The sequence below is a fragment of the Stenotrophomonas sp. FR024 genome, from assembly GCF_047500745.2.
Lineage (GTDB): Bacteria > Pseudomonadota > Gammaproteobacteria > Xanthomonadales > Xanthomonadaceae > Stenotrophomonas > Stenotrophomonas maltophilia_A.
This window is the reverse complement of the sequence record NZ_JAXAXM020000025.1, coordinates 1-23,522: the sequence shown is the minus strand read 5'-3', so window position 1 is coordinate 23,522 and position 23,522 is coordinate 1. Positions and strand designations below refer to the sequence as shown.

The window sequence follows — 23,522 nt, the reverse complement described above, 5'->3', positions numbered from 1 at the left end:
AGATGACGATGGCCGAGTGGATCACCCTGGATACGCATCACGGCCCGGTACGGGCCTGGCAGGCCCTGCCGGAAGGCACCGCGCGCGGCGGCCTGGTGGTGGTGCAGGAAATTTTCGGCGCCAATCCGCACATCCGCAGCGTGGCCGAGCGCTTCGCGGCTGAAGGCTATGCGGTGCTGGCGCCCTCGTTCTTCGACCTGCTCGACGGCCCCGACGCCGATCCGGACGCGCTGCCCTACGACGCCGAAGGCGTGAAACAGGGCCTGGAACGGGTTGGCGCGCTGGGCATGGAACGGGCGCTGGAGGTGGTGCGGGCCGCGGCAACCCGGCTGGCACCGCAGGGCAAGGTCGGCACCGTCGGCTACTGCTGGGGCGGCACGGTGGCGATGCTGTCCGCAGTGCGCCTGGGGCTGCCGTCGGTCAGCTACTACGGTGCGCGCAACGTGCAGTTCCTCGACGAAATGCCCAAGGCCCCGGTGATCTTCCACTTCGGTGCCCAGGACCGCAGCATCCCGTCGGAAGCGGTCCAGGCCCACCGTGAGAAGCTGCCGCAGATGGCCACCTATGTCTATCCGGCCGATCACGCCTTCAACCGGGAGGTCGGACATGCGTATGATCCAGACAGCGCCACCCTGGCGCTGCAACGCACCCTGGACTTCTTCTCGGAGCATCTTGGATGAGCGAATTCGAACTCGATTCACGCCTGGCCACCGATAGCGTGCTGGTGGCGGAAGGACCGTTGTCGCAAGTGCGGCTGATGAACGACGAACGATTCCCCTGGCTGGTACTGGTACCGCGCCTGGCCGGGGTGACCGAGTGGATCGAGCTGGACGGCGAGCAGCAGGACAAGCTGCGCACCGAGCTCAACCGCGCCTGCAAGGCCCTGAAGGGCGCCGACGGGGTGGAAAAGATCAACATCGGGGCGTTGGGCAACATCGTGCGCCAGCTGCACTTCCATGTGATCGGCCGCCATGACGGTGATCCGGCCTGGCCGGGCCCGGTCTGGGGCAGCGGCCAGGCGCACCGCTACGAGCCGGGTGCGCTGGACCAGCATGTCGCCTACTGGAAGGAACGGCTAGGATATCCAGCCCAGTCCTGAGCGTTTGCCGACCCGATGCGATTCAACCTCGTTGCCGCCGTCCTGCTGATCCTGATCGGCCTGTTCATGCTCGCCAGCAATCTCGGCTGGACGCACCTGAACCTGTCCAAGCTGCTGTTGACCTGGTGGCCGGTGGCACTGGTGGGCGTGGGCATCGCGATGCTGTTCGGTCGCGGGAAATAAGCTGGCGCCGGGCCATGCCCGGCGAGCGCAGCGTGTGGCCGCACCCATGAAAACGCCGGGCATGCCCGGCGTTTTCGTCATGCGATGGCGCGCCGCTCAGGTCCGCGGCAGGGTCACGCCGGTCTGGCCCTGGTACTTGCCACCACGATCGCGGTACGACGTCTCGCAGATGTCATCGGCGGCCGCCTGGAAGAACAGCATCTGCGCCACGCCTTCATTGGCGTAGATGCGCGCTGGCAGCGGCGTGGTGTTGCTGAATTCCAGGGTGACGTGGCCTTCCCACTCCGGCTCCAGCGGGGTCACGTTGACGATGATGCCGCAGCGCGCGTAGGTGCTCTTGCCCAGGCACACCACCAGGGTGTCGCGCGGGATGCGGAAGTACTCCACGGTGCGCGCCAACGCGAAGCTGTTGGGCGGGATGATGCATTCATCGCCGACGATATCCACGAAGCTGCCCGGGTCGAAGTGCTTGGGATCGACGATGGTCGAGTTGATGTTGGTGAACACCTTGAACTCGCGCGAGCAGCGCACGTCGTAGCCGTAGCTGGAGGTGCCATAGCTGACGATGCGCTCGCCGTTGGCCTGCTTGACCTGCCCGGCCTCGAACGGCTCGATCATGCCGTGCTGCTCGGACATGCGGCGGATCCAACGGTCACTCTTGATGCTCATGCTTTGTCCTGGGGTACGAGGGGGCGCGAGGATTCTAGCAGGGGGCCGGGCGTCGCCGGCGGCCCCTGCCCTGGCACTTACAGCAGCGACGACAGGATCGGGATCGAGGCACGCGGACGCTTGCCAACCTCCTCGATCAGGCGCTGGGCGGCATGGCGGTAGGCCTGGGCCGGGACCGAATCCGGCTGGGCCACGGTGATCGGGGTACCGGAATCGCCCTGCTCGCGGATGCCGATCTGCAGCGGCAACGAACCCAGCAACGGCACGCCGTACTGCGCGGCCATGCGCTCGCCGCCGCCCTCGCCGAACAGGTGCTCGACATGCCCGCAGCTGCTGCAGGTATGCACCGCCATGTTCTCGACGATGCCGAGCACCGGCACCTCGACCTTCTCGAACATCTTCAGCGCCTTCTTCGCATCCAGCGTGGCGATGTCCTGCGGGGTGGTGACGATCACCGCGCCGGCCAGCGGGATCTTCTGGGTCAGGGTCAGCTGGATGTCACCGGTGCCCGGTGGCAGGTCGATCAGCAGGTAGTCCAGGTCATCCCACAGGGTGTCATTGAACAGCTGGGTCATCGCCGAGGTGGCCATCGGTCCACGCCAGATCATCGGCGTGTCTTCTTCGATCAGGTAGCCGATCGACATGGTGTCCACGCCGAACGCACGCAGCGGCTCGATGCTCTTGTTGTCGGGGCTTTCCGGGCGACCGGACAGGCCCAGCATGGCCGGCACGCTCGGCCCGTAGATGTCCGCATCAAGCACGCCCACGCGTGCGCCGAGCTGCTGCAGGGCCACGGCCAGATTGACCGCAGTGGTCGACTTGCCGACGCCGCCCTTGCCCGAACCAACCGCGATCACGTTGCGGATGCGGGCATGCGGCGTAAGTCCCTTCTGGACCTGGCTTGCATGGGGACGGCGGGGAGAACTGTTCACAACGAGCACCGGCGGGGTCAGGGGGAATAACCGAGCATCATACAAGCTGGACGTAACCTGACTGAAATTCAGGATTGCTACAGATTCGTGCACAGATTGTTAAGTTCATGTTACGTTCGACCCGCACTGTTTTGGGCTGCGGAGCTGGCATTTCCAGCCCGCGCGATGGCGCATGCGCAGTGCCGTTTTTGTTTTTGCTCTCCAATGGAACTACATGAACTACGTAAGCAACACCGCACGTCGCAACACGCTCGCCGTCGCCCTGATTTCCGCTCTGATGGCCGCCGCCCCGGCAATGGCCCAGGACAAGGCGACCAACCTGGACAAGATCACCGTCACCGGTTCGCTGATCCCGCAGACCCAGGTTGAAACCCAGACCCCGGTGATGTCCATCACCGCCCAAGACATCCAGACCCGCGGCTTCAGCAGTGTTGCTGAAGTGCTGCAGCAGTCGTCGCTGACCACCGGCGGCCTGCAGGGTGGCCAGACCTCGGGTTCGTTCACCCAGGGCGCCGAAGCTGCCGGCATGTTCGGCCTGAACCCGGGCTACACCAAGTACCTGATCAACGGCCGCCCGATGCTCTCGTATCCGGCGCTGTACAACGGCAGCGAAACCTTCAACAACATCAGCGGCATTCCGATCGACATCGTCGAGCGCATCGAAGTGCTGCCGGGCGGCCAGTCCTCGCTGTACGGCTCGGACGCGATCGCCGGTGTGGTCAACATCATCCTGAAGGAGCGCATGGACGGCGGCACCATGACCCTCCGTGGCGGCACCTACACCGAAGGCGGTGGCAGCAACATCCGCTTCAGCGCCGCCAAGGGCATCAACGCCTTCGACGACCGCTTCCATGCACTGTTCAACGTGCAGATCGAGAACGGCAGCCCGATCTGGGGCTACCAGCGCGACATCACCCGCCAGAACAACCCGGTCGGCTACACCGCGCAGGTTCCGTCGAACGACTTCGCCGTCATCACCAACGCTGACAACAAGCTGCTGATGATGGACCCGAGCCGTTGCGCGAACGTCGCTGGGCTGTATGACGGCACCACTGTGGTCGGCCAGCGCCCGTCGGGCGAGTCCTGCGGTTCGGTGTACAGCGCCGGCTACAAGACCCTGAAGAACGGCAAGAACAGCGGCCAGTTCTACTCGTCGATGACCTTCGACGTGAACGACAACTTCCAGCTGTTCGCCGATGTGCTGTACAGCAAGGAAAAGACCGAGTTCACCTCCGGCTCCAGCGCCCTGTGGTGGGGCACCAAGTCGAGCCTGGGCAGCTTCTACGACCAGGGCCTGGGCAAGGTCGTGAACCTGCAGCGCGCCTTCGCGCCGGAAGAAATCGGCCCGGGCCACTACAACAACATCATGAACTCCGACGAAAGCCGTGCCTACCAGGTCACCCTGGGCGGCAAGGGCATGGTCGGCGACTGGGACTACAGCGCCAGCTTCACCCGTGGTGAGTACCGCCTGGACCAGAACCGCTTCGTGCGCTGGAAGGACAAGATCGATGGCTTCTTCGGCGACAACGTGCTGGGCCCCAAGCTGGGCACCACCGCTGATGGCTTCGACATCTACAACCCGGACTACGCGGCCTTCTACTCGCCGATCACTCCGGACCAGTTCGCCAGCTTCACCGGCTACGGTACCCACCGCAGCAAGACCTGGCAGAACCTGGGCCGCGTGCAGGTGACCAACGGCTCGCTGTTCAGCCTGCCGGGCGGTGACGCCGGCCTGGCCGTTGTGCTGGAAGGTGGCAGCGAAGGTTGGGACTACTCGCCGGACCAGGCGTTCGTCAAGGGCAACGTATGGGGCACCACCGCCGTCGCCGGTGCCGGCCACCGCAGCAACTACGCGGTCACCAGCGAGCTGCGCATGCCGCTGCACGACAAGCTGACCGTCAGCGCGTCGGGCCGCTATGACGCCTTCAAGATCGCCGACAAGACCGTCGACAAGGCCACCTACAGCATCGGTCTGGAATTCCGTCCGATCGAGAGCCTGCTGCTGCGCGGCAAGTACGGTACCGCTTTCCGCGCACCGACCCTGTCCGATGCCTTCCAGGGCATGAGCGGTTCGTACTCGTCCGGCCAGAACGACTACTACCGCTGCAGCCAGATGGGTTACGGCCTGCGTGACGAGGCCTGCTCGTTCTACAAGAATACTTCGGTGTACAGCGAAAAGTCCGGCAACCCGGACCTGAAGCCGATCACCGCCGACGTCTGGAGCGCAGGCGTGGTGTGGGCTCCGGTCAGCAACTTCTCGCTGTCGGCCGACTACTACAACTGGAAGATCAAGAACGAGGTCAAGACCCTCAGCAGCGACCAGCTGCTGCTGGCCGAGTACCAGTGCCACAACGGCCTGCCGAACAACACCTCGGCCAGCTGCGGTGACGTGACCAACTGGGTGTCCCGCGATGCCGGTGGCAACCTGACCCGCGTGTACACGCCGAAGCTCAACGTTGCCAGCCAGAACCTGGAAGCGGTGACCGTGGCGGCCAAGTACCAGCAGGATATCGGCCGCTTCGGCTCGCTGATGTTCTCCGGCAACTACACCAACATGCTGAAGCGTGAAGTGCAGCCGATGCCGGGTGCCGCCAAGCTGGATCTGCTGAGCGATCCGTACAACATGTGGTACTACGACAACTTCGCCAAGGTCCGCGGCGATCTGTCGGTGGCCTGGAACATCGCCAAGTTCACCACCACCGTGTACGCCAACTACGTCGGCAGCACCCCGAACTACCTGGCCTACACCGGCCGCAGCTACGGCTACGTCCACTCCTCCGGCGCCAAGGCCGGCAAGTGGGGTTCGTACACCACGTACAACCTGAGCATGAACTACCAGGCACAGGAAGATCTGGTCCTGTCGCTGATGGTCAACAACGTGTTCAACAAGCTGCCGGAAGGCCAGCGCTACAACTACCCGGGCAACGAATCGACCCCGTTCAATGACGGCTTCTACAGCGTCTACGGCCGCCAGATCTCGGCCCAGGTCAAGTACAACTTCTGATCCCGTCGTTTTCCGGACTTCGTGTCTGGACCAGGCCCCGCTTCGGCGGGGCCTTTTTTTTGGTTCCAGGAAGCCTTCGGTAAAGCATTGATGCAGAAGCAGCAAATGCACTACGAAAGAATGTCTTTCATATCGCCATCTTTTGAAACACTCCAAAACAATTGGCGTTAGTCATTGATATACCGCCATTTTTCAGGCAAAAGCCCGATTGACGAAATGACGATCGTGTGTTCCCTGCGTTAAGTGCGTGTTACGGTCCGGCTGAATGGAATGCAACTGAACAGATCGTTAAGCCGACACGGAAGCCGGTAGCCAAGACATCGCTCACTACGGGGATTTTCCATGTCTCGCCATCGTTCCACACTCTCGCGCCACCCACTGACGCTCGCCCTGCTCGGCACACTGCTCGCCTCCGGCACGGCCCTGGCGCAAAGCGGCAACGCACCGACCCAGCTTGACCGCGTGACGGTCACCGGTTCGCTGATTCCGCAGACCGAGATCGAGAACCACACACCGGTCCTGACCGTGACCGCCGAGGACATCCAGACCCGCGGCTTCACCAGCGTTGCCGATGTCCTGCAGCAGTCCTCGCTGTCCACTGGCGGCCTGCAGGGTGGCCAGACCTCGGCCTCGTTCACCCAGGGCGCCGAAGCCGCCGGCATGTTCGGCCTCAGCCCGGGTTACACCAAGTACCTCATCAACGGCCGCCCGATGCTTTCATATCCGGCGCTGTACAACGGCGGCGATACGTTCAACAACATCAGCGGCATTCCGATCGACATCGTCGAGCGCATCGAGATCCTGCCGGGCGGCCAGTCCTCACTGTATGGCTCCGATGCGATCGCTGGCGTGGTCAACATCATCCTCAAGGAACGCATGGATGGTGGCGTCCTCAACGTCCGTGGCGGCGCCTACAGCGAAGGCGGCGGCAACAGCTTCCGCTTCAGCGGCGCCCGCGGCTTCAATGGTGTCGATGACCGCTTCCACGCGCTGGTCAACGTGCAGTACGAAAAGACCAGCCCGATCTGGGGCTACCAACGCGATCTGACCAAGGTCAACAACCCCGACGGCTACAGCCCGCAGTACGTTTCCAACGATTTCCTGGTGCTGCTGCCGGCCAACAACAACCGTTACGCGATGATGGACCCGAACCTGTGCGCCAACGTCGCCGGGCAGTTCGATGGCACCACCGTGCTCGGCACCCGCCCCACCGGCCAGGCATGCGGCTCGACCTATGGCACCGGCTACAAGACCATCAAGAACGGCAAGGAAAGCGCGCAGATCTACAGCTCTGCCACCTTCGACGTGAATGACAATTTCCAGCTGTTCGGCGATGCGCTGTACAGCCTGGAAGAGGTCAAGTACGCGACGGGTTCCGGCTACACCTGGTGGGGCACCTCTTCCGGTTGGGGCCGCTTCTACGACCAGGCCAGCGGCCAGTACATGAACCTGCAGCGCGTGTTCGCCCCGGAAGACATCGGCGGCGCCGGCTACCGCGACATCATGAACACCGACCGCAACAAGGCCTATCAGGTGACGCTGGGCGGCCGCGGCACGGCCGGCAACTGGGACTACAGCCTCAGCTTCACCCGCGGCGAGTACAAGCTGACCGAGCGCAACTTCGTGCGCTGGAATGACCCGATCAACGATTACTTCGAACAACGCGTGCTCGGCCCGGTGCTGGGAACCACCAGCACCGGCTACGACATCTACAGCCCGAACTGGGAAGCGTTCTACGCGCCGCTGCCGGCCGGTGACTTCCAGACCTTCACCGGCTACAGCTACAGCCAGAGCCGCACCTGGCAGAACCTGGCCCGTGCACAGGTCACCAATGGATCACTGTTCAAGCTGCCCGGTGGCGACGCCGGCCTGGCCGTGGTCGTTGAAGGTGGAAGCGAAGGCTGGGACTACAGCCCCGATCCGGGCCTGATGGATGGCAGCGTCTGGGGCACCACGGCGGTCTCCGGTGCTGGCCACCGCAGCAACTATGCGGTGACCGGCGAACTGCGCCTGCCCCTGCATGACATGCTGACGGTGACCGGTTCCGGTCGCTACGACGCCTTCAAGATCGGCAGCAACACCGTCGACAAGTCCACCTACAGCATCGGCGTCGAGTTCCGTCCGATCGAAAGCCTGCTGTTCCGCGGCAAGTACGGTACGGCGTTCCGCGCTCCGACCCTGTCCGACGCATTCCAGGGCCGTAGCGGCTACTACGCCAACGGCTCCACCGACTACTACCGCTGCGGCCAGTTGGGCTACGACCCGGCCAACACCACCGGCTGCCCGTATGACAGCGTCTCGGTGTTCGGCACCCGCGCCGGCAACCCGGACCTGGAACCGATCACCGCCGACGTCTGGAATGCAGGTGTTGTGTGGGCACCGATCAACAACCTGTCGCTGTCGGTGGACTACTACAACTGGAAGATCAAGAACGAGGTCGATACGCTCAGCTCCGACCAGCTGCTGCTGGCTGAGTACTACTGCCGTGGCGGCCAGGCCAACAACACCTCGGCCAGCTGCCAGAACGTCAACGACTGGATCACCCGCGATGCGTCCGGCGTGCTGGACGAGATCTACACCCCGAAGATGAACGTCGCCCGCCAGAACCTGGAAGCGCTGACCGCCAGCTTCAAGTACGTGCACGACATGGGCCGCTTCGGTTCGCTTCAGTTCTCGGGCAACTACACCGACATGCTCAAGCGCGAACTGCAGCCGCAGCCGGGCGATGAGTTCCTGGACCTGCTGCGTGACCCGTACGCGATGTGGGTGTACGACTCGTACGCCAAGGTGCGCGCCGATGGTTCGGTCGGCTGGGCCAAGGACAAATGGACCACCACCCTGTATGCCAACTACATTGGCAAGACGCCGAACTACATGGCGTACGTGGGCAATGGCTACGACTACGTCCACAGCTCCGGCTACAAGGCAGGCAAGTGGGGCTCCTACACCACTTACAACCTGAGCGTGAACTACCGTGCATTGGACAACCTGACCCTGTCGCTGATGGTCAACAACGTGTTCAACAAGATGCCGGACAACCAGCGCTTCAGCTTCGCCGGCACCAGCGGCCAGCCGTACAACAATTACCTGTACAACGCCTACGGGCGTGCCATCTATGTGCAGGCCAAGTACGAGTTCGGCGATCACTGATCCAGGCCCTTGCCGCACCAAAGACCCCGCCCCGGCGGGGTCTTTTTTTGCTGGCCGTCCCTCCAGGGCGTGACGCGCGCCCGGGCATTCACGCCAAGTTGACTGGATTCACGTCTTCGTTCATCTTCAGGTCATATTGATGTGCCCGCCACAAGGACCCTGCCGACCATGGAACTGCGCTTGTCCCCCGCCCGCCTTGGCGCCGCCGCACTGGCGGCGCTGTGCATTGCCCCTGCCCTCGCAAGCCCTCTGCCAGCCGAGGATTTCGCCAAGATCCCCACCATCCAGTCGGTCACCATGAGCGCCGACGGCAAGCAGCTGGTCGCGATCGTCGCCGCGCCCGGCAGCGACAACAGCGATACCGCCCTGGCCAACTGGAACCTGGATAACCTCGGCGCCGGTCCGGTCGCCATCACGCCATCCGGTGACCGGATGAAGTTCATCGCGGCAAGCGCACTGAAGGCGGGACGCAACCTCGTCATCGGACGCCAGGAATGGACAGGCAAACTCGGCGGCTGCGGTGAAGGCAACAGTACGGGAGCCACCAAGACCTTCCTGACCAAGGCCTACCTCACCGACGCCACCCAGACCAAGTTCGACGAGGCGTTCGCCAACAACACCCGCACGCTCGGGGTCAGCCCCGAGACCCTTCGCTGCCTCGAACTTGCAGGTACCGCCTCGCTCGTCCATGGGCTGCCGCTGGATGCAGACAGGGTCATCATCAGCCAGCTCAATGAGGCCACGCTGCAGGCCAACTACTATCGCTTCAACCTGCGCACGGGCCAGACCGAACTGCTGTTCAAAGGCAGCTCCCGCACGTCACCCGGCCTGTTCCATCCCCGCACAGGTGAAGTCCTTACCCAGACCCAGGTCGAATCCGCCGGCTCCGACGATTTCGAACAACGCATTCTGATCAAGAACAGCGCCGGCCAGTTCGAAGTGCACGCCCCCCTGACCACCCGACTGAGCGAACGCTATACGGTGGAAGTCGTCGGCATAGACGATGACAGCGGCAAGCTGTACGTGCTGACCGACCAGTTCTCGGATCTGGTGCAGGCGCGACTGTACGATCCTGCCAAAAAGGAGTTCGACAAGGAGCCTCTGGCCGCCCATCCCTCCTTCTCGATCAGTTCACTGATCCTGGGCACGCGCAAGAGCAACTTCAACCAGGTCCTCGGCTTCTATATCGACGGTCCGCAGCGACAGGCCGTGTACGTGGATCCGCAGATGAAGGCCCTGCAGGAGGGCCTGCAGAAAGCCTATCCCGGCCTGAGCATCTACATCACCGGCTACAACGACGACCTTTCGCGCGTCCTGTTCACCACGGAAAGCAACCGCAACCCGAAGAGCTACTTCATCCTGGCTGATCGCAAGAATGTCGTGCCGCTGGGCAGCGAGCGCCCCTGGGTGGACAGCAAGCAGATCGGTGAACAACGCTGGGTGACCTACACCGCACGCGATGGGCTGCAGATTCCAGCGATTCTGGATCTCCCGCCGGGCTGGAAGCAGGGCGACGGCCCGCTGCCGGCACTCGTTCATCCGCACGGCGGGCCGTGGGCACGCGACTACACCGGCTGGGATGCATCCGGCTGGGTGCCGTTCTTCACTTCGCGCGGCTACGCCGTGTTGCGCCCTCAGTACCGCGGCAGCGCCGGCCTTGGCCGCAAGCTCTGGCTGGCAGGTGACGCCGAGTGGGGCCAGAAGATGCAGGACGACAAGGATGACGGCGCCGCCTGGCTGGTCTCACAGGGCATCGCCGCCAAGGACCGTATCGCGATCTTCGGCTATTCCTACGGCGGCTTCGCGGCTGCCGCCGCGACAGTGCGCAGCCCCTCCCCTTACCAGTGCGCCATCGCTGGCGCCCCGGTCACCGATCTTGGCCGGCTGGGCACCTCCTGGAGCCAGAACCGCCTGCAACGCATCCTGCAGGGGCGCACGGTGAAGGGCATGGACCCGATGCAGAACACTGCGAAGGCCACGATTCCTCTGCTGACCTTCGTCGGCGACCGTGACGTACGCACGCCGTCCTTCCATGCGAGGAACTTCTACAACGGCGTACAGGGCAAGGTCCCAGCCCGGTTCGAGCTGATCCCCGACATGCCGCACAGCATGCCGTGGTACCCCGCGCACTTCCGGACGACATTGACGCTCATGGCCGACTACCTGAGCAAGGATTGCGGCCCCGGCGGCCTCTGATCCCTCCCCGGGCACCCTCGCTTTCACCAAGCCCCTGCCGGCCAGGCAGGGGCTTTTTCATGCCCCAAATACTGAATTTCCCCATAACAACAGCAAGTTAAGAGATTTTAATATTCATGTTGCATTTACTTTACGCGACTCATACACTCCATTAACCGAAGCATAACAAGTGGGGATCAAAACGAAATGCGCAACGCCAACCGCCAATCAAAGCCAAGCCGCGTCCCGTTGACTCTTGCTGTGCTGGCCTGCCTGCAGGTCGCACCGGCTCTGGCCCAGGAATCCACCCAGCAGGAAGCAAAGGCGTCAAGCAGCTCAAGCGCTTCCACCCGCGCAACCGATCTTGACAAGGTTACGGTCACCGGCTCCCTGATCCGCCGTGCGGACTACGAGACCACGTCGCCGGTGTTCACCATCAACGCCGAAACCAATGCGAAGCAGGGCCAGGTCAACGTGGCCGAGTTCCTGCAGAAGTCGGCCATCGGTTCGGCCGAAACCCAGATCACCCACCAGTTCGGCGGCTTCGTCGTGGACGGCGGCACCGGCGTACAGACCGTGTCGCTTCGCGGCCTGGGCGCCAACCGCACCCTGGTGCTGCTCGATGGCCAGCGCCCCGGCCCGGCCGGTACCCGTGGCGCCGTCGGCGCCTTCGACCTGAACGTCATTCCCACCGCCATCCTGCAGCGTGCCGAGATCGTGAAGGACGGTTCGTCCTCGATCTATGGTTCCGACGCCGTGGCCGGTGTGGTCAACCTGATCACCAAGAAGAACATCGAGCGCCCGGAGCTGACCGTTACCGGCCGCGTCCCGACCGAAGGCGGCGGTGAAGTGTTCTCGGCGTCGCTGGCCAATGGCTGGAACTTCGAGAAGGGCAGCATCATCGCTGCCGTCGAGTGGTATCAGCACAACGAGCTGACCCGCGGCGACCGCGACTTCCTCAACTGCAGCAACGACCTGGTCAAGGACGCCGACGGCAACCGCATCGACCGCGAAGATCGTTCGCTCAATGCCGGTACGCCGCTGGCCAACTGCGTCAACATGCTGCACAACGTGGTCGACATCGGCAGCACCCGCTATGTGCCGTCGGGTGATGGCACCACTGTCGGCCCGCTGCCGGGCTACCGCCCGCGCAAGACCCAGAGCTACGCGCGCGGCCAGGCCTTCTTCGATGAGCCGGTGAACTTCGCGCGCTGGGGCCAGGGCCACATCATCAACAAGCAGGAGCGGAAGACCGCCTACGTGGCCACCGACTTCGGCTTCGATTCGGTCAACTGGAAGACCCAGTTCCTGTTCAACCGTCGCGAAACCGAGACGTTCTCCTGGCGCCAGTTCTTCCCGTATGCCTACATCCCGGGTACCGAGATCGTCGCCAACCCGGTGATGCTGTTCAAGTCCCAGCAGGATGTCACCGTCGATTACTTCTACGCCGCCACCAAGCTTGACGGCCTGTTCAAGGGCACCGACACCTGGGCGTGGGAAGTCAACGCGAACTTCAGCCACTCCAGTGGCAAGTACGGCAATCTGGCCATCCAGGCCTCCAAGAGCGGCGACCTGGACTACACCGACGCGCCGCCGGCGGTGAACTACTTCGACCCGGACTACCTGAGCGGCCGCAAGGTCGACGAGCTGGTCGACAAGCTCGGTGCGTGGGACTGGGGCAAGACCACTTACAAGCAGGCTACCATCAACGCCGTCGTCAGCGGCGACCTGTTCGAGATGCCGGCCGGTGCGGTCGGTTTTGCGGGCGGCCTGGAATACCGCTATTACTCGCTCAACGACCAGCCGAGCGAACTGTCCCGCACTGGCGACATCTGGGGCTCGTCCTCGGCTGATGTGACCAAGGGCAACGACAAGGTCAAGGAAGCCTTCGTCGAGTTCGACGTGCCACTGCTGAAGGGCCTGCCGGCGGTGGAATCGCTGAGCCTGAACGCCTCGGGTCGCGTGTTCAAGTACGACAACGTTGCCGATTCGGACAATGTCTGGAAGGTCGGCTTGAACTGGCAGGTCATTCCGTCGCTGCGTCTGCGCGGTTCGATCGGCACCTCCTACCGCGCGCCGGGCCTGTATGAGCTGTACCTTGGCAACGAGACTGGTTTCTTCCAGCAGGCGAACGATCCGTGCGTACGCTGGGGTGAAAGCTCCAATACCAATTACCAGGCCAACTGTGCGGCCGCAGGTATCCCGGCCGACTATGCCGGCGGCGGCAGCAGCGGCACGGTGTACCGCCAGGGCGGTGGTAATTCGCTGATTCCGGAAACTTCGCGTGCGAAGACCGCCGGTATCGTGTTCACCCCGACCTTCGCCAACCTGAGCGTGGCCATCGATTACTTCGACTACGAAGTGAGCAATGAAATCGCGCAGCTGGGCAGCACCAACGTCATGCGTGGCTGCTACGGCGGCACGGTGTACCCGAACAGCTACTGCGATCTGCTGACCCGCAATCCGGCCAGTGCTACCCAGCCGTATGCGGTGACCCAGATCCAGAACAAGTTCATCAACATCAACAAGCAGCGCACCCGTGGCTACGACCTGACCGCAAACTTCGACCACGATTTCTCGTTCGGCAAGTTCTCGGCCGAGACCCAGGTCACCTACACGATCGAAGACACCCAGGAAGTGTTCTCCAGCGCAGCTGCAAGCGGCCTGGAATCCTCGGAGCTGCTGGGTGACATCGGCCGTCCGAAGGTGGTGGGCAACCTGGCGCTGAGCCTGACCCGTGGTGACTGGTCGTACAACTGGCTGACCACCTACATCCACAAGACCGAAGACATCGATCTGAGCCCGGTGTTCACCTACCAGGGTCGTCCGAACTCCTATCGTGACATCGTGGCCGACTCGCGCATCTACCACACCGCTTCGGTCAGCTACGCGCAGGCCGATTGGGAAATCCTGGTGGGCGTCAGCAACATCTTCAACAAGACCCCGCCGTTGGTTTCCATCGGTGTCGCCGATTCCCGCTACGGCAACGTACCGGCCTTCGCCACCCAGTACGACTACTACGGCCGCACCCCGTTCGTGCGTCTGAAGTACAAGTTCTGATCCACGCGTGACCGCAGTACCCCGACAGACCCGGCTTTTGCCGGGTCTGTCTTTTCCGGCCCACGAAGCGGCCCCCTTGCGCCCGGCCATGACCTTCGACACCCTTGCAGGGCAGGCCGGCGGCGTATTGTTCGGCCCACGGCCGTCCCCGCGGCCCTTCCCTGACTCACTCGGCCTGGAGGCCATCAAAGTGACCCGTACTCCCAAGATCGTGCTGCTGACCCTGGCCGTTTCGGCCGCGCTGGTCGGCTGCGGCAAGAACGAAACCCCGGCCAAGGATGCCACCGCCTCCACGCCGGCTGCGGCCGAAGCCACCAACTACACGCTGGACGAGAGCAAGCTGCCGGCCTACAACGCCTTCCAGCCCAGCGATCTGGATGCCAGCAAGGACGCCTGTGGCGCCTTCGGCGACTACGTCAACAGCAAGTGGCTGGCCGCCAATGAAATTCCGGGCGACCGCACCAGCTGGGGCGCGTTCACCATCCTCGACGAGCGTTCGGTGGCCGTGCAGCACCAGCTGGCTGAACAGGTCGCGCAGGTCAAGAACCCGAACCATATCGAGAAGATCGTCGGCGACCTGTGGGCCACCGGCATGGACGAAGCCAAGATCAATGCCCAGGGCATCGAGCCGCTGAAGGCCGACCTGACCGCGATCGACGGCCTGCAGGACAAGGCGGCCATCGCCGACTACCTGCGCAGCAGCGCGGCCAAGGGTGACAACGTCCTGTTCGGCTTCGGCGCCGAAGCCGACTTCAAGAACTCGGCCGTCAACCTGGCCTACGCCAGCCAGGGCGGCCTGGGCCTGCCGGACAGCACCTACTACACCGATGCCAAGAACGCCGACAAGCTGAAGGCCTACCAGGCGCACGTCGCCAAGGTGCTGGAGCTGTCCGGCGTCGCCGCTGCCGACGCTGCCAAGCAGGCCGAGGACGTGGTCAAGTTCGAGACCCGCCTGGCCAAGGCCTCCAAGTCGCGCGTGGAGCTGTCGCGCAACGTCGAGCTGTACTACAACCCGGTCACCCTGGCCGACGCGGACAAGCTGACCCCGAACTTCAGCTGGACCGAGTTCTTCAAGTCGCAGGGCGTAGCCGCGCCGGAGAAGTTCTCGCTGGCCATGCCGGCCTTCCATGAGGAAGTGAGCAAGGCGCTGGGCGATACCGATCCGTCGGTGTGGCGCGCCTACCTGCGCTTCCACACCGTGGACAGCGCCTCGCCGTACCTGGCCGATGCCTTCGTGCAGGAGAACTACGAGTTCTACGGCAAGACCCTCAATGGCCAGAAGGAACAGAAGCCGCGCTGGAAGCGCGTGCTGGGCACCATCGAGAACGACGCCGGTGAAGCCTTCGGCCAGCTGTACGTGAAGGTTGCCTTCTCGCCGGAAGCCAAGGCGAAGATGGAAGAGCTGGTGAAGAACCTGGCCGCTTCGCTGAAGGAACGCATCCAGGGCCTGAGCTGGATGAGCGATGAAACCAAGGCCAAGGCCATCGCCAAGTGGGAAACCTTCACCCCGAAGATCGGTTACCCGGACAAGTGGCGTGACTGGGCGGGCCTGCAGACCCAGCGCGACAGCTACCTGGGCAATGTGCGCGCAGCCAGTGAGTTCAACTACAAGTTCAACCTGTCCAAGATTGGCAAGCCGGTGGACAAGACCGAGTGGGGCATGACCCCGCAGACGGTCAACGCCTACTACAACCCGCTGCAGAACGAGATCGTGTTCCCGGCCGCCATCCTGCAGCCGCCGTTCTTCGATCCGAAGGCCGACGACGCACTGAACTATGGCGGCATCGGTGCGGTGATCGGCCACGAAATGACCCACGGTTACGACGACCAGGGTGCACGCTTCGGGCCGACCGGCAACATGGAAGACTGGTGGACTGCCGCTGACAAGAAGAACTTCGAAGGCTTGACCGGCAAGCTGGTCAAGCAGTTCGACCAGTACAAGGTCGACGGCCAGGCCGTGAACGGTCACCTGACCCTGGGCGAGAACATCGCCGACCTGGGCGGCCTGGCTACCGCCTACGACGCCCTGCAGAAGGCCTCCGCCGGCAAGGAAGATGCAAAGGTCGATGGCTTCACCCGCGACCAGCGCTTCTTCTTCAACTGGGCCACCGTGTGGCGCACCAAGTACACCCCGGAAAACGCCAAGGTCCGCCTGGCCACTGACCCGCACGCGCCGGCGCAGTTCCGCGCCATGGGTGCGCCGTCGAACCTGCCGACCTTTGCCGCGGCCTTCCAGTGCAAGGCCGGTTCGCCGATGGCCCGCGCCGGCGAGCAGCAGGTGGTGATCTGGTAAGCCCTGGCTGATGCCAAGGTAGACCTGCAGAGGCCCGGGAACTCCCGGGCCTTTGTTTTTTGCGGCGCCCGTCATCCACGCATGGCGTGGATCTGCTGCGCCTGTGCAGGCCCACGCCATTGGCAGATGCCGACCTTGGTCGGCGCACGGCACGGCGGATGCGCCGTGATGCGTGCATGCCGCGCCCATGCGCGGCTTGCTATAGTGCGCGCGCCCTCAATCCATCACGGATTCGTTCCACATGCCCAATTTCCGTCCGCTTGCCATCGCCCTGGGCATCAGCCTGGCGACTCTGGTCCCGACCCACGATGCCTTCGCCGCCAAGAAAAAGGCCGCGCGTGCCCCGGCTGTCAGTGCCCAGTGCAGCGACTTCTACGACGCCACCAATGCAGGCTGGCTGAAGGCCAACCCGGTGCCGCAGACCGGCGCCACCACCGCGCTGGGCCAGCTGGTCGACCGCAGCCGCCAGCAGCAGCGTGAACTGCTCGACGCAGCGATGAAGGCGCCGCAGGGCAACGTGCAGAAGCTGCTGGGTGACTTCTGGGCCAGTGGCCTGGACGAAGCGGCCGTGGAAGCAGACGGCTCCAACCCGATCGCCCCGCTGCTGACCCGCATCAACGCCATCAAGAAGGCCAAGGATGTGCCGGCCTCGATCGCCGCACTGCACCAGGTCGGCATCCCGGTGGCCTTCAACTTCGGCCCGGACGTCGACCTGAAGGCACTTGACCGCCACATCGGCTACTTCATGCAGGGCGGCATGGGCCTGCCGGATCCGGCGTTCTATACCCGTACCGACGCCGACACCGTGGCGCTGATGGGCCGCTACCGCAACTACGTCAAGCAGATCCTGGCGCTGACCGGCACCCCGGCGGCCAAGCTGGATGCCGAGTCGCAGGCGGTGATCGCGCTGGAAACCGAGCTGGCACGCAATGCGCAGTCGCTGGCCGGCATCAACAACCCGTTCAACAACTACGCGCCGATCTCCACCAAGGAGCTCAACAGCCGCTACCGCAACCTGCAGCTGGATGCCTTCCTGAAGGCACAGGGCGTGGATGACGACCTGGTCTCGCTGGCCGACCCGGGCCTGTTCAAGCAGCTCGACGGCATGGTCACCAAGCTCAAGCCGGACCAGTGGAAGGCCTACCTGCGCTGGCGCGTGGGCGACTCGATGGCACCGTACCTGTCCAAGGCCTACCGCGATGCCGAGTTCGAATTCCGCGGCCGCGTGCTGCGTGGCGAAACCCTGCCGCCGCAGCGCTGGGAAGACGTGCTGGAGGCGATCAACGTAGCCGCTGGCCCGATGGTCGGTCGCGAATACGCCGCCCGTTACCTGTCCGCCGAAGATCGTCGCCAGGCGGCATGGATCGTCGACAAGGTGCGCGAAGTGCAGATCGAAGCGGTCAAGAACAGCAGCTGGATGAGCACCGAAGCCAAGGCCGAAGCGCAGGCCAAGCTGGCTGCGCTGAAGATCGAGATCGGCACCCCGCTGCGCGACCTCGACTACAGCGTGCAGCCGATGGGCCGCGGTTCGTTCGGTGGCAACATGCTGATTGCTTCGACCTGGCGCCATCGCGAGGAAATGAAGCGCATCGGCAAGGGCAACGCCGACCGTCGCTGGGACGTGCTGCCGCAGCAGCCTTCGCTGGCCTACGATCTGGCCCAGAACCGCCTGATCGTCACCGCCGCGATCCTGCAGGGCCCGGTGTTCAACGCCAAGGCCGACGCTGCCGACAAGTTCGGTAGCTTCGGTGGCCTGGTCGGCCATGAGCTGACCCGCGCGATCGATGCCAAGGGCGCGCTGGTCGACGCCAAGGGCGAGCTGCGCAGCTGGTGGACCCCGGCCGACAAGACCGCCTGGACCCTGCTCGGTAACCGCGTGGCCGCGCAGTACAGCGCCTACGACTTCCCGGGCGTGAAGGGTGCCAAGGTCAACGGCACGCTCACCCAGGAGGAGAACCTGGCCGACATCGCCGGTCTGGAACTGGCCTGGGCGGCGTATGTCGCGCAGGAGCCGAAGGCCAAGCAGGCCCAGCAGCAGGGCTTCTTCCGCGCCTGGTCTGCGCTGTGGGCGCAGCAGCTGGCGCCGAACGAGGCCGTACGTCGCCTGACCGCCGACATCCGTGCACCGGGCCTGTGGCGCAGCAACGGCACGCTGGCCAACCTGCCGGCCTTCGGCGCCACCTTCAGCTGCAAGGCCGGCCAGCCGATGCAGCGCAGTGAAGCCGAGCAGATCAAGGTCTGGCGCTGATCCAGCTGCCACACGGGTAATGCAGAGGGCGCCTTCGGGCGCCCTCCTTTTTTGCAGGTGCAGCACGATCCCGGATTAACACCGCGCATGCTATCGCTGCGGCTTCGTCCAACGTGGAGCCCCGACATGGCACACAAGAACACGATCTGTGTCTGGTATGACAACGGCGCACTCGAGGCCGCCACCTTCTACGCCAGCATCCTGCCCGACAGCGCGGTGACCGCCGTGCATCACGCCCCCGGTGACTATCCGGACGGCAAGGAAGGCAACGTACTGACCGTTGAATTCACGGTCTGCGGCATCCCCTGCGTCGGCCTCAACGGCGGCACCGCGTTCAAGCACAGCGAAGCGTTTTCCTTCCAGATCCAGACCGAGGACCAGGCCGAGACCGACCGCCTGTGGAATGCGATCGTCGGCAACGGTGGCCAGGAGAGCCAATGCGGCTGGTGCAAGGACCGCTGGGGCATCTCCTGGCAGATCAGCCCGCGCATGCTCATCGAAGCGGTGACCAGCCAGGACAAGGCACTGGCCAAGCGCGCATTCAACGCGATGATGCCGATGAAGAAGATCGACATCGCCACCATCGAAGCAGCGATCAAAAAAGGGGACGGAGGGGATTAAGTCGTTTTTCCCCATTGCCGGTGACCCCATGCGAATTGCGACTTAATCCCCTCCGTCCCCTTTTTCGCGAGGTGCAGATGACCTGGGATGCGATCATCGTTGGTGGTGGCCACAACGGCCTGGTCTGCGCGGCCTATCTGGCGCGTGCCGGAAAGAAGGTGCTGGTGCTGGAACGTCGCGGCGTTCTTGGCGGCGCTGCGGTCACCGAGGAATTCCATCCCGGCTTCCGCAATTCAGTCGCCTCGTACACGGTCTCGCTGCTGCAGCCGAAGGTGATCGACGACCTGCAGCTGCATGCGCATGGGCTGCGCATCGTCGCGCGCCCGGCCAACAACTTCCTGCCATTGCCCGACGACCGCTATCTGTTGTCGGCTCCTGGCCGCACTCAGGCCGAGGTGGCGAAGTTCTCCGAGCGGGATGCGCAGCGCTTGCCCGCGTACGAGGCACGCTTGGAAATCTTCGCCGACGTATTGCGCGCATGGGCCCTGCGCGCGCCGCCCGACCTGGGTGTAGCAGGCGGTTGGCGTGCGCTGCCCACACTATGGCAGATGGGGAAACTCGGCCGCGAACTGGCGGCGCTGGATGCGCCACTGCGGCAGGAACTGCTGGACCTGTTCACGCTGTCGGCGGCGGAGTACCTGGACCGTTGGTTCGAGAGCGAGCCGATCAAGGCGCTGTTCGGCTTTGATGGCATCGTCGGCAACTACGCAAGCCCGTATACAGCGGGCAGTGCCTACGTGCTGCTGCACCACGTATTCGGCCAGTGCAATGGCGTAAAGGGTGCGTGGGGCCACGCGATCGGCGGCATGGGCGCGATCAGCCAGGCCATCGCCAGCGCGGCGCGCGAGGCCGGGGCCGAACTGCGCGTGGATGCCGGTGTGCAACAGGTACTGATCGAACAAGGCCGCGCCGTGGGGGTGGAACTGGTCAACGGCGAAACCCTGCGTGCTCGCGCGGTGGTGGCCAACGTCAATCCGAAGCTGCTGTACGAACAGCTGCTGGAGCCAACGCAGGTACCCGCTGCCACACGCGAACGCATGACGAACTGGCGCTGCGGTTCCGGCACCTTCCGGATGAACGTGGCGCTGTCGCGGTTGCCGGACTTCCGTGCCCTGCCCGGCCCCGGCGATCACCTCAGCGCCGGCATCATCATGGCCCCCAGCCTGGACTACATGGACCGCGCCTGGCTGGATGCGCGCCGCGAAGGCTGGTCGCGCGAACCGATCGTAGAGATGCTGATTCCGAGCACGCTGGATGATTCACTGGCGCCGCGCGGGCAGCATGTGGCCAGCCTGTTCTGCCAGCACGTGGCGCCAGTACTGCCCGACGGGCGTAACTGGGATGATCACCGCGAGACTGTGGCGGACCTGATGATTGCCACCGTCGAACGGTATGCGCCCGGCTTTGCCGGCAGCGTGCTCGGTCGGCAGGTGCTGTCGCCGCTGGATCTGGAACGCACCTTCGGCCTGGTCGGCGGCGACATTTTCCATGGCGCGCTCAGTGCCAACCAGCTGTTCTCGGCTCGACCGATGGTCGGCCAGGCCGGCTACCGCGGCGCCCTTCCGGGGTTGTATCTGTGTGGGTCGGGTACCCATCCCGGTGGCGGTGTGACCGGTGCGCCCGGGCACAATGCCGCGCAGGTGGTGTTGCAGGATATGTAGAGCCTCGCCATCGTGGAGGCGCGTGTACCCCGTCGCCTGCATCATCTGCTGTTGGTAGGTGCCAACCTTGGTTGGCACGAGGCAGCAAAGCGTGCCGACCAACGGTCGGCACCTACAGCGTCAAATGATCCCATTCAAAGCGTGCCAACCAAGGTTGGCACCTACCCGCGTGAAGCGAGGCGCATCGCGCCTCACTTCACGCTGCGCAGATGGTTGGGGCGCTTCGGCGGGCCAGGCGGGCGGCGCTTGTTGAACGGCGGCTGCCCGCGCCAGTAGCGGATCAGCAACCAGCCGAACAGCATGCCACCGAGGTGCGCGAAGTGGGCCACGCCGGGCTGCCAGCCGGTCATGCCCAGCACCAGCTCGCCCACACCGAACAGGATCACGAAGGTACGCGCCTTCATCGGGATCGGCGGGAACAGCAGCATCACCCGCTGGTTGGGGAACAGCATGCCGTAGGCCAGCAGCAGGCCGAACACGCCACCGGAAGCACCCAGCACCGTGGCCGGGTTTTCCAGCAGCGTACCCACCAGCAGCTGGCAGACACCGGCACCGGCCACGCACACCAGGTAATACAGCAGGAAGCGCTTCTCGCCCCAGGTCTGCTCCAGCGGCGCGCCGAACATGAAGACCGCCAGCATGTTGAAGAACAGATGGCCGAAGCTGCCATGCAGGAAGCCGTAGGTCAGCAGCTGCCAGGGCTGGAAGTTGCCGCCCGGCGAGAATGCGTCGAAGCCCTGCTGAAGGGGTTGCAGCATGAACGGCTCGAAGGTCTGCATGCCGAGCAGGAACGGCTGCTGCAGCAGGAACAGGATCGCGTTGGCGATCAGCAGGGCCTTGGTGACGGTTGGCAGTCGCGGGAACATGGGAGCACCGGCATGGAACGGCCTCCATCATAGCCGCAGCACCGTGTCTTGTTGGCGACCGGCAGGCGCGGCCTGTTCAGTCGCCAGCGGTGCTCAGCCCGGACCCCACACAGCGGCATCCAGTGCTGCCGCCGGATCAGTCGCCGTCATCCGCACCCGGCCGTTCTCCACCACCACGCCCTCCGCGCGCAACCGCTGTGACTGCTCGCGCCAACCAGCCGAACCTTCCTCCATGGCAATGCGCCCATCCGAGCGCAGCACGCGATGCCAGGGCAGGTCCGGGTCGTCGTTCTGGCCCAGGATGCGCGCGGTCAGGCGCGCACGCCCGGGCAGGCCCGCGCGCAGCGCCACCTGCCCATAGCCCATCACCTGCCCCGCCGGGATCGCGCGGATCACCGCCAGGATGCGCGCGCGCGCCTGCTCAGGCGTCAGCGCCGCAGGCGGGTTACCAGCAGAACGCCGATCAGCACCAGCACGGTGCCGGCGATCTGCGCCGGCCCCATCGGTTCGTCGAGCAGCCATAGGCTCATCACGATGGTGGAAACAGGGCCCAGCATACCGACCTGCGCGGCCAGCGACGAACCCACGCGCTGCACCGCCAGCATGATCGCCAGCACTGGCAGCACCGTGCACACGGTGGCATTGACCAGCGACAACCACTGCACCGCCGCAGGCGCCTGCCACAACAACGGCAGCGGATGGGTCACCGCGAAATGCAGCAGCACCAGCACGCTGGCCACGCAGCTGGCGTAAGCGGTCAGCCGCACCGCTCCGATACGCGCGACCACCTGCCCGCTGCCGAACAGGTACAGCGCATAGCTGAGCGCACTGCCCAGCACCAGCAGGCTGCCAACGATGATCTGCCCACCCTCGCGCTGCAGGTCATGGCCGAACGCCAGCAGCACGCCCAGATAACTCAGCACCAGCGCGCCGATCTGCCATCGGCCCGGCCGCTGGCGCGCCAGCAGCACGTTGATCAGCAGCACCAGGGTCGGGTTCAAGTACAGGATCAGCCGTTCCAGCGTCACGCTGATGTACTGCAGGCCCTGGAAGTCGAGCAGGCTGGACAGGTAGTAGCCGGTGAAACCCAGCCACAGCACGCGGGCACGGTCGGCCCAGGACAGTGGTTCGGCCCGGCGCGCGGCCCACAGCGCCATCAGTACGAACAGCGGCAGCGCCATCAGCATGCGCAGGGCAAGCAGCGTGGTGGCATCCACGCCGTGACGCAGGCCGAGCTTGACAATGATCGCCTTGCCGGAAGCAGCGATGGCGCCGATCGCGGCCAGGCCGATCCCCCCCAGCGCAATGCGTGGGGAGGCGGTGGCGATACGGGAAGCGGGATTGGACATCAGGACGACGGCGGGCCGCTCGGAGCGGCCCGGGAAAGCGTGGGGGCGCCCATTGTCGCACGGGGGCGTCCGGTGCCCGCCTTGTAGAGTCGAGCCATGCTCGACTGTCTTTCCACCGCAGTCGAGCATGGCTTGTATGTTCCTCCCGGCTCCTACGCGGTATGTAGGAGCCAGGGTGGAGGGACCGTCAAGCATGCATCTGCGGATACTAG

General features: G+C 64.4%; 16 protein-coding genes. 11 read left to right on the top strand and 5 right to left on the bottom strand.

The annotated features are described in order from the left end of the window. The first annotated feature begins 8 nt into the window (after positions 1-8). Genes ACMZ91_RS19755 through ACMZ91_RS19745 form a run of 3 tightly spaced genes read left to right on the top strand, consistent with a single transcriptional unit; the run spans position 9 to position 1,282 of the window. Positions 9-680 (top strand): dienelactone hydrolase family protein, encoded by a 672-nt coding sequence (locus ACMZ91_RS19755; RefSeq protein WP_414578292.1) that lies wholly within the window; start codon positions 9-11, stop codon positions 678-680. Further along, entirely contained in the window at positions 677-1,099 is a 423-nt protein-coding gene (locus ACMZ91_RS19750) for an HIT domain-containing protein (RefSeq protein WP_414578294.1), read from the top strand. The genes ACMZ91_RS19755 and ACMZ91_RS19750 overlap by 4 nt, the downstream gene beginning before the upstream one ends. A gap of 15 nt (positions 1,100-1,114) precedes the next feature. Continuing rightward, on the top strand, positions 1,115-1,282 hold the full coding sequence (locus ACMZ91_RS19745; RefSeq protein ID WP_005418011.1) for a LiaI-LiaF-like domain-containing protein: 168 nt from the start codon (positions 1,115-1,117) through the stop codon (positions 1,280-1,282). Positions 1,283-1,378: 96 nt separating this feature from the next. Here the strand turns inward: ACMZ91_RS19745 and dcd are convergent, their stop codons facing one another. Further along, positions 1,379-1,951, bottom strand: a complete 573-nt coding sequence (dcd, locus tag ACMZ91_RS19740) for a dCTP deaminase (RefSeq protein ID WP_010483020.1) — start codon at positions 1,949-1,951, stop codon at positions 1,379-1,381. Between the two features lie 77 nt (positions 1,952-2,028). Beyond that, positions 2,029-2,883: an iron-sulfur cluster carrier protein ApbC gene (gene apbC / locus ACMZ91_RS19735; protein WP_026347084.1), complete on the bottom strand. Its 855-nt coding sequence runs from the start codon at positions 2,881-2,883 to the stop codon at positions 2,029-2,031. A gap of 214 nt (positions 2,884-3,097) precedes the next feature. Between apbC and ACMZ91_RS19730 the strand changes: the two genes are divergently transcribed. From ACMZ91_RS19730 to ACMZ91_RS19695, 8 genes are all read left to right on the top strand, one after another. After that, positions 3,098-5,887: a TonB-dependent receptor plug domain-containing protein gene (locus ACMZ91_RS19730; RefSeq protein ID WP_049460707.1), complete on the top strand. Its 2,790-nt coding sequence runs from the start codon at positions 3,098-3,100 to the stop codon at positions 5,885-5,887. A gap of 342 nt (positions 5,888-6,229) precedes the next feature. Further along, a complete protein-coding gene (locus ACMZ91_RS19725) occupies positions 6,230-9,037 on the top strand; it encodes a TonB-dependent receptor domain-containing protein (RefSeq protein ID WP_049460709.1) in 2,808 nt (935 codons plus the stop codon). A 168-nt stretch (positions 9,038-9,205) separates the two neighbouring features. Continuing rightward, positions 9,206-11,233: an alpha/beta hydrolase family protein gene (locus ACMZ91_RS19720; RefSeq protein ID WP_107431283.1), complete on the top strand. Its 2,028-nt coding sequence runs from the start codon at positions 9,206-9,208 to the stop codon at positions 11,231-11,233. Between the two features lie 186 nt (positions 11,234-11,419). After that, complete coding sequence (locus ACMZ91_RS19715; protein ID WP_071228723.1) at positions 11,420-14,272, top strand: TonB-dependent receptor plug domain-containing protein; 2,853 nt, start codon at positions 11,420-11,422, stop codon at positions 14,270-14,272. 190 nt (positions 14,273-14,462) lie between these two features. Continuing rightward, positions 14,463-16,565 carry a M13 family metallopeptidase gene (locus tag ACMZ91_RS19710; RefSeq protein WP_049398732.1) on the top strand — a complete coding sequence of 701 codons (2,103 nt, stop codon included), beginning with the start codon at positions 14,463-14,465 and terminating at the stop codon, positions 16,563-16,565. Positions 16,566-16,806: 241 nt separating this feature from the next. Further along, a complete protein-coding gene (locus ACMZ91_RS19705; protein ID WP_049460715.1) occupies positions 16,807-18,813 on the top strand; it encodes a M13 family metallopeptidase in 2,007 nt (668 codons plus the stop codon). 126 nt (positions 18,814-18,939) lie between these two features. Continuing rightward, positions 18,940-19,434, top strand: coding sequence for a VOC family protein (locus ACMZ91_RS19700; protein WP_032128230.1), 495 nt, complete (start codon positions 18,940-18,942; stop codon positions 19,432-19,434). Positions 19,435-19,511: 77 nt separating this feature from the next. Beyond that, positions 19,512-21,095: a phytoene desaturase family protein gene (locus tag ACMZ91_RS19695; protein ID WP_414578298.1), complete on the top strand. Its 1,584-nt coding sequence runs from the start codon at positions 19,512-19,514 to the stop codon at positions 21,093-21,095. 191 nt (positions 21,096-21,286) lie between these two features. Here ACMZ91_RS19695 and ACMZ91_RS19690 read toward each other — a convergent pair whose 3' ends face one another. From ACMZ91_RS19690 to ACMZ91_RS19680, 3 genes are all read right to left on the bottom strand, one after another. Continuing rightward, positions 21,287-21,961 carry a rhomboid family intramembrane serine protease gene (locus ACMZ91_RS19690; protein WP_005410509.1) on the bottom strand — a complete coding sequence of 225 codons (675 nt, stop codon included), beginning with the start codon at positions 21,959-21,961 and terminating at the stop codon, positions 21,287-21,289. A 93-nt stretch (positions 21,962-22,054) separates the two neighbouring features. Continuing rightward, entirely contained in the window at positions 22,055-22,483 is a 429-nt protein-coding gene (locus ACMZ91_RS19685) for an MGMT family protein (RefSeq protein ID WP_414578300.1), read from the bottom strand. Then, positions 22,390-23,310, bottom strand: coding sequence for a DMT family transporter (locus ACMZ91_RS19680; RefSeq protein ID WP_164080550.1), 921 nt, complete (start codon positions 23,308-23,310; stop codon positions 22,390-22,392). The genes ACMZ91_RS19685 and ACMZ91_RS19680 overlap by 94 nt, the downstream gene beginning before the upstream one ends. Positions 23,311-23,522: the final 212 nt, after the last annotated feature.

Bases quoted from the DNA above. Each gene is read 5' to 3' on its own strand.
- ACMZ91_RS19755 (WP_414578292.1), top strand. From the start codon at position 9: ATGGCCGAGTGGATCACCCTGGATACGCATCACGGCCCGGTACGGGCC.
- ACMZ91_RS19750 (WP_414578294.1), top strand. From the start codon at position 677: ATGAGCGAATTCGAACTCGATTCACGCCTGGCCACCGATAGCGTGCTG.
- ACMZ91_RS19745 (WP_005418011.1), top strand. From the start codon at position 1,115: ATGCGATTCAACCTCGTTGCCGCCGTCCTGCTGATCCTGATCGGCCTG.
- dcd (WP_010483020.1), bottom strand. From the start codon at position 1,951: ATGAGCATCAAGAGTGACCGTTGGATCCGCCGCATGTCCGAGCAGCAC.
- ACMZ91_RS19730 (WP_049460707.1), top strand. From the start codon at position 3,098: ATGAACTACGTAAGCAACACCGCACGTCGCAACACGCTCGCCGTCGCC.
- ACMZ91_RS19725 (WP_049460709.1), top strand. From the start codon at position 6,230: ATGTCTCGCCATCGTTCCACACTCTCGCGCCACCCACTGACGCTCGCC.
- ACMZ91_RS19720 (WP_107431283.1), top strand. From the start codon at position 9,206: ATGGAACTGCGCTTGTCCCCCGCCCGCCTTGGCGCCGCCGCACTGGCG.
- ACMZ91_RS19715 (WP_071228723.1), top strand. From the start codon at position 11,420: ATGCGCAACGCCAACCGCCAATCAAAGCCAAGCCGCGTCCCGTTGACT.
- ACMZ91_RS19705 (WP_049460715.1), top strand. From the start codon at position 16,807: ATGCCCAATTTCCGTCCGCTTGCCATCGCCCTGGGCATCAGCCTGGCG.
- ACMZ91_RS19700 (WP_032128230.1), top strand. From the start codon at position 18,940: ATGGCACACAAGAACACGATCTGTGTCTGGTATGACAACGGCGCACTC.
- ACMZ91_RS19695 (WP_414578298.1), top strand. From the start codon at position 19,512: ATGACCTGGGATGCGATCATCGTTGGTGGTGGCCACAACGGCCTGGTC.
- ACMZ91_RS19690 (WP_005410509.1), bottom strand. From the start codon at position 21,961: ATGTTCCCGCGACTGCCAACCGTCACCAAGGCCCTGCTGATCGCCAAC.
- ACMZ91_RS19685 (WP_414578300.1), bottom strand. From the start codon at position 22,483: ATGGCTGCTCGACGAACCGATGGGGCCGGCGCAGATCGCCGGCACCGT.
- ACMZ91_RS19680 (WP_164080550.1), bottom strand. From the start codon at position 23,310: ATGTCCAATCCCGCTTCCCGTATCGCCACCGCCTCCCCACGCATTGCG.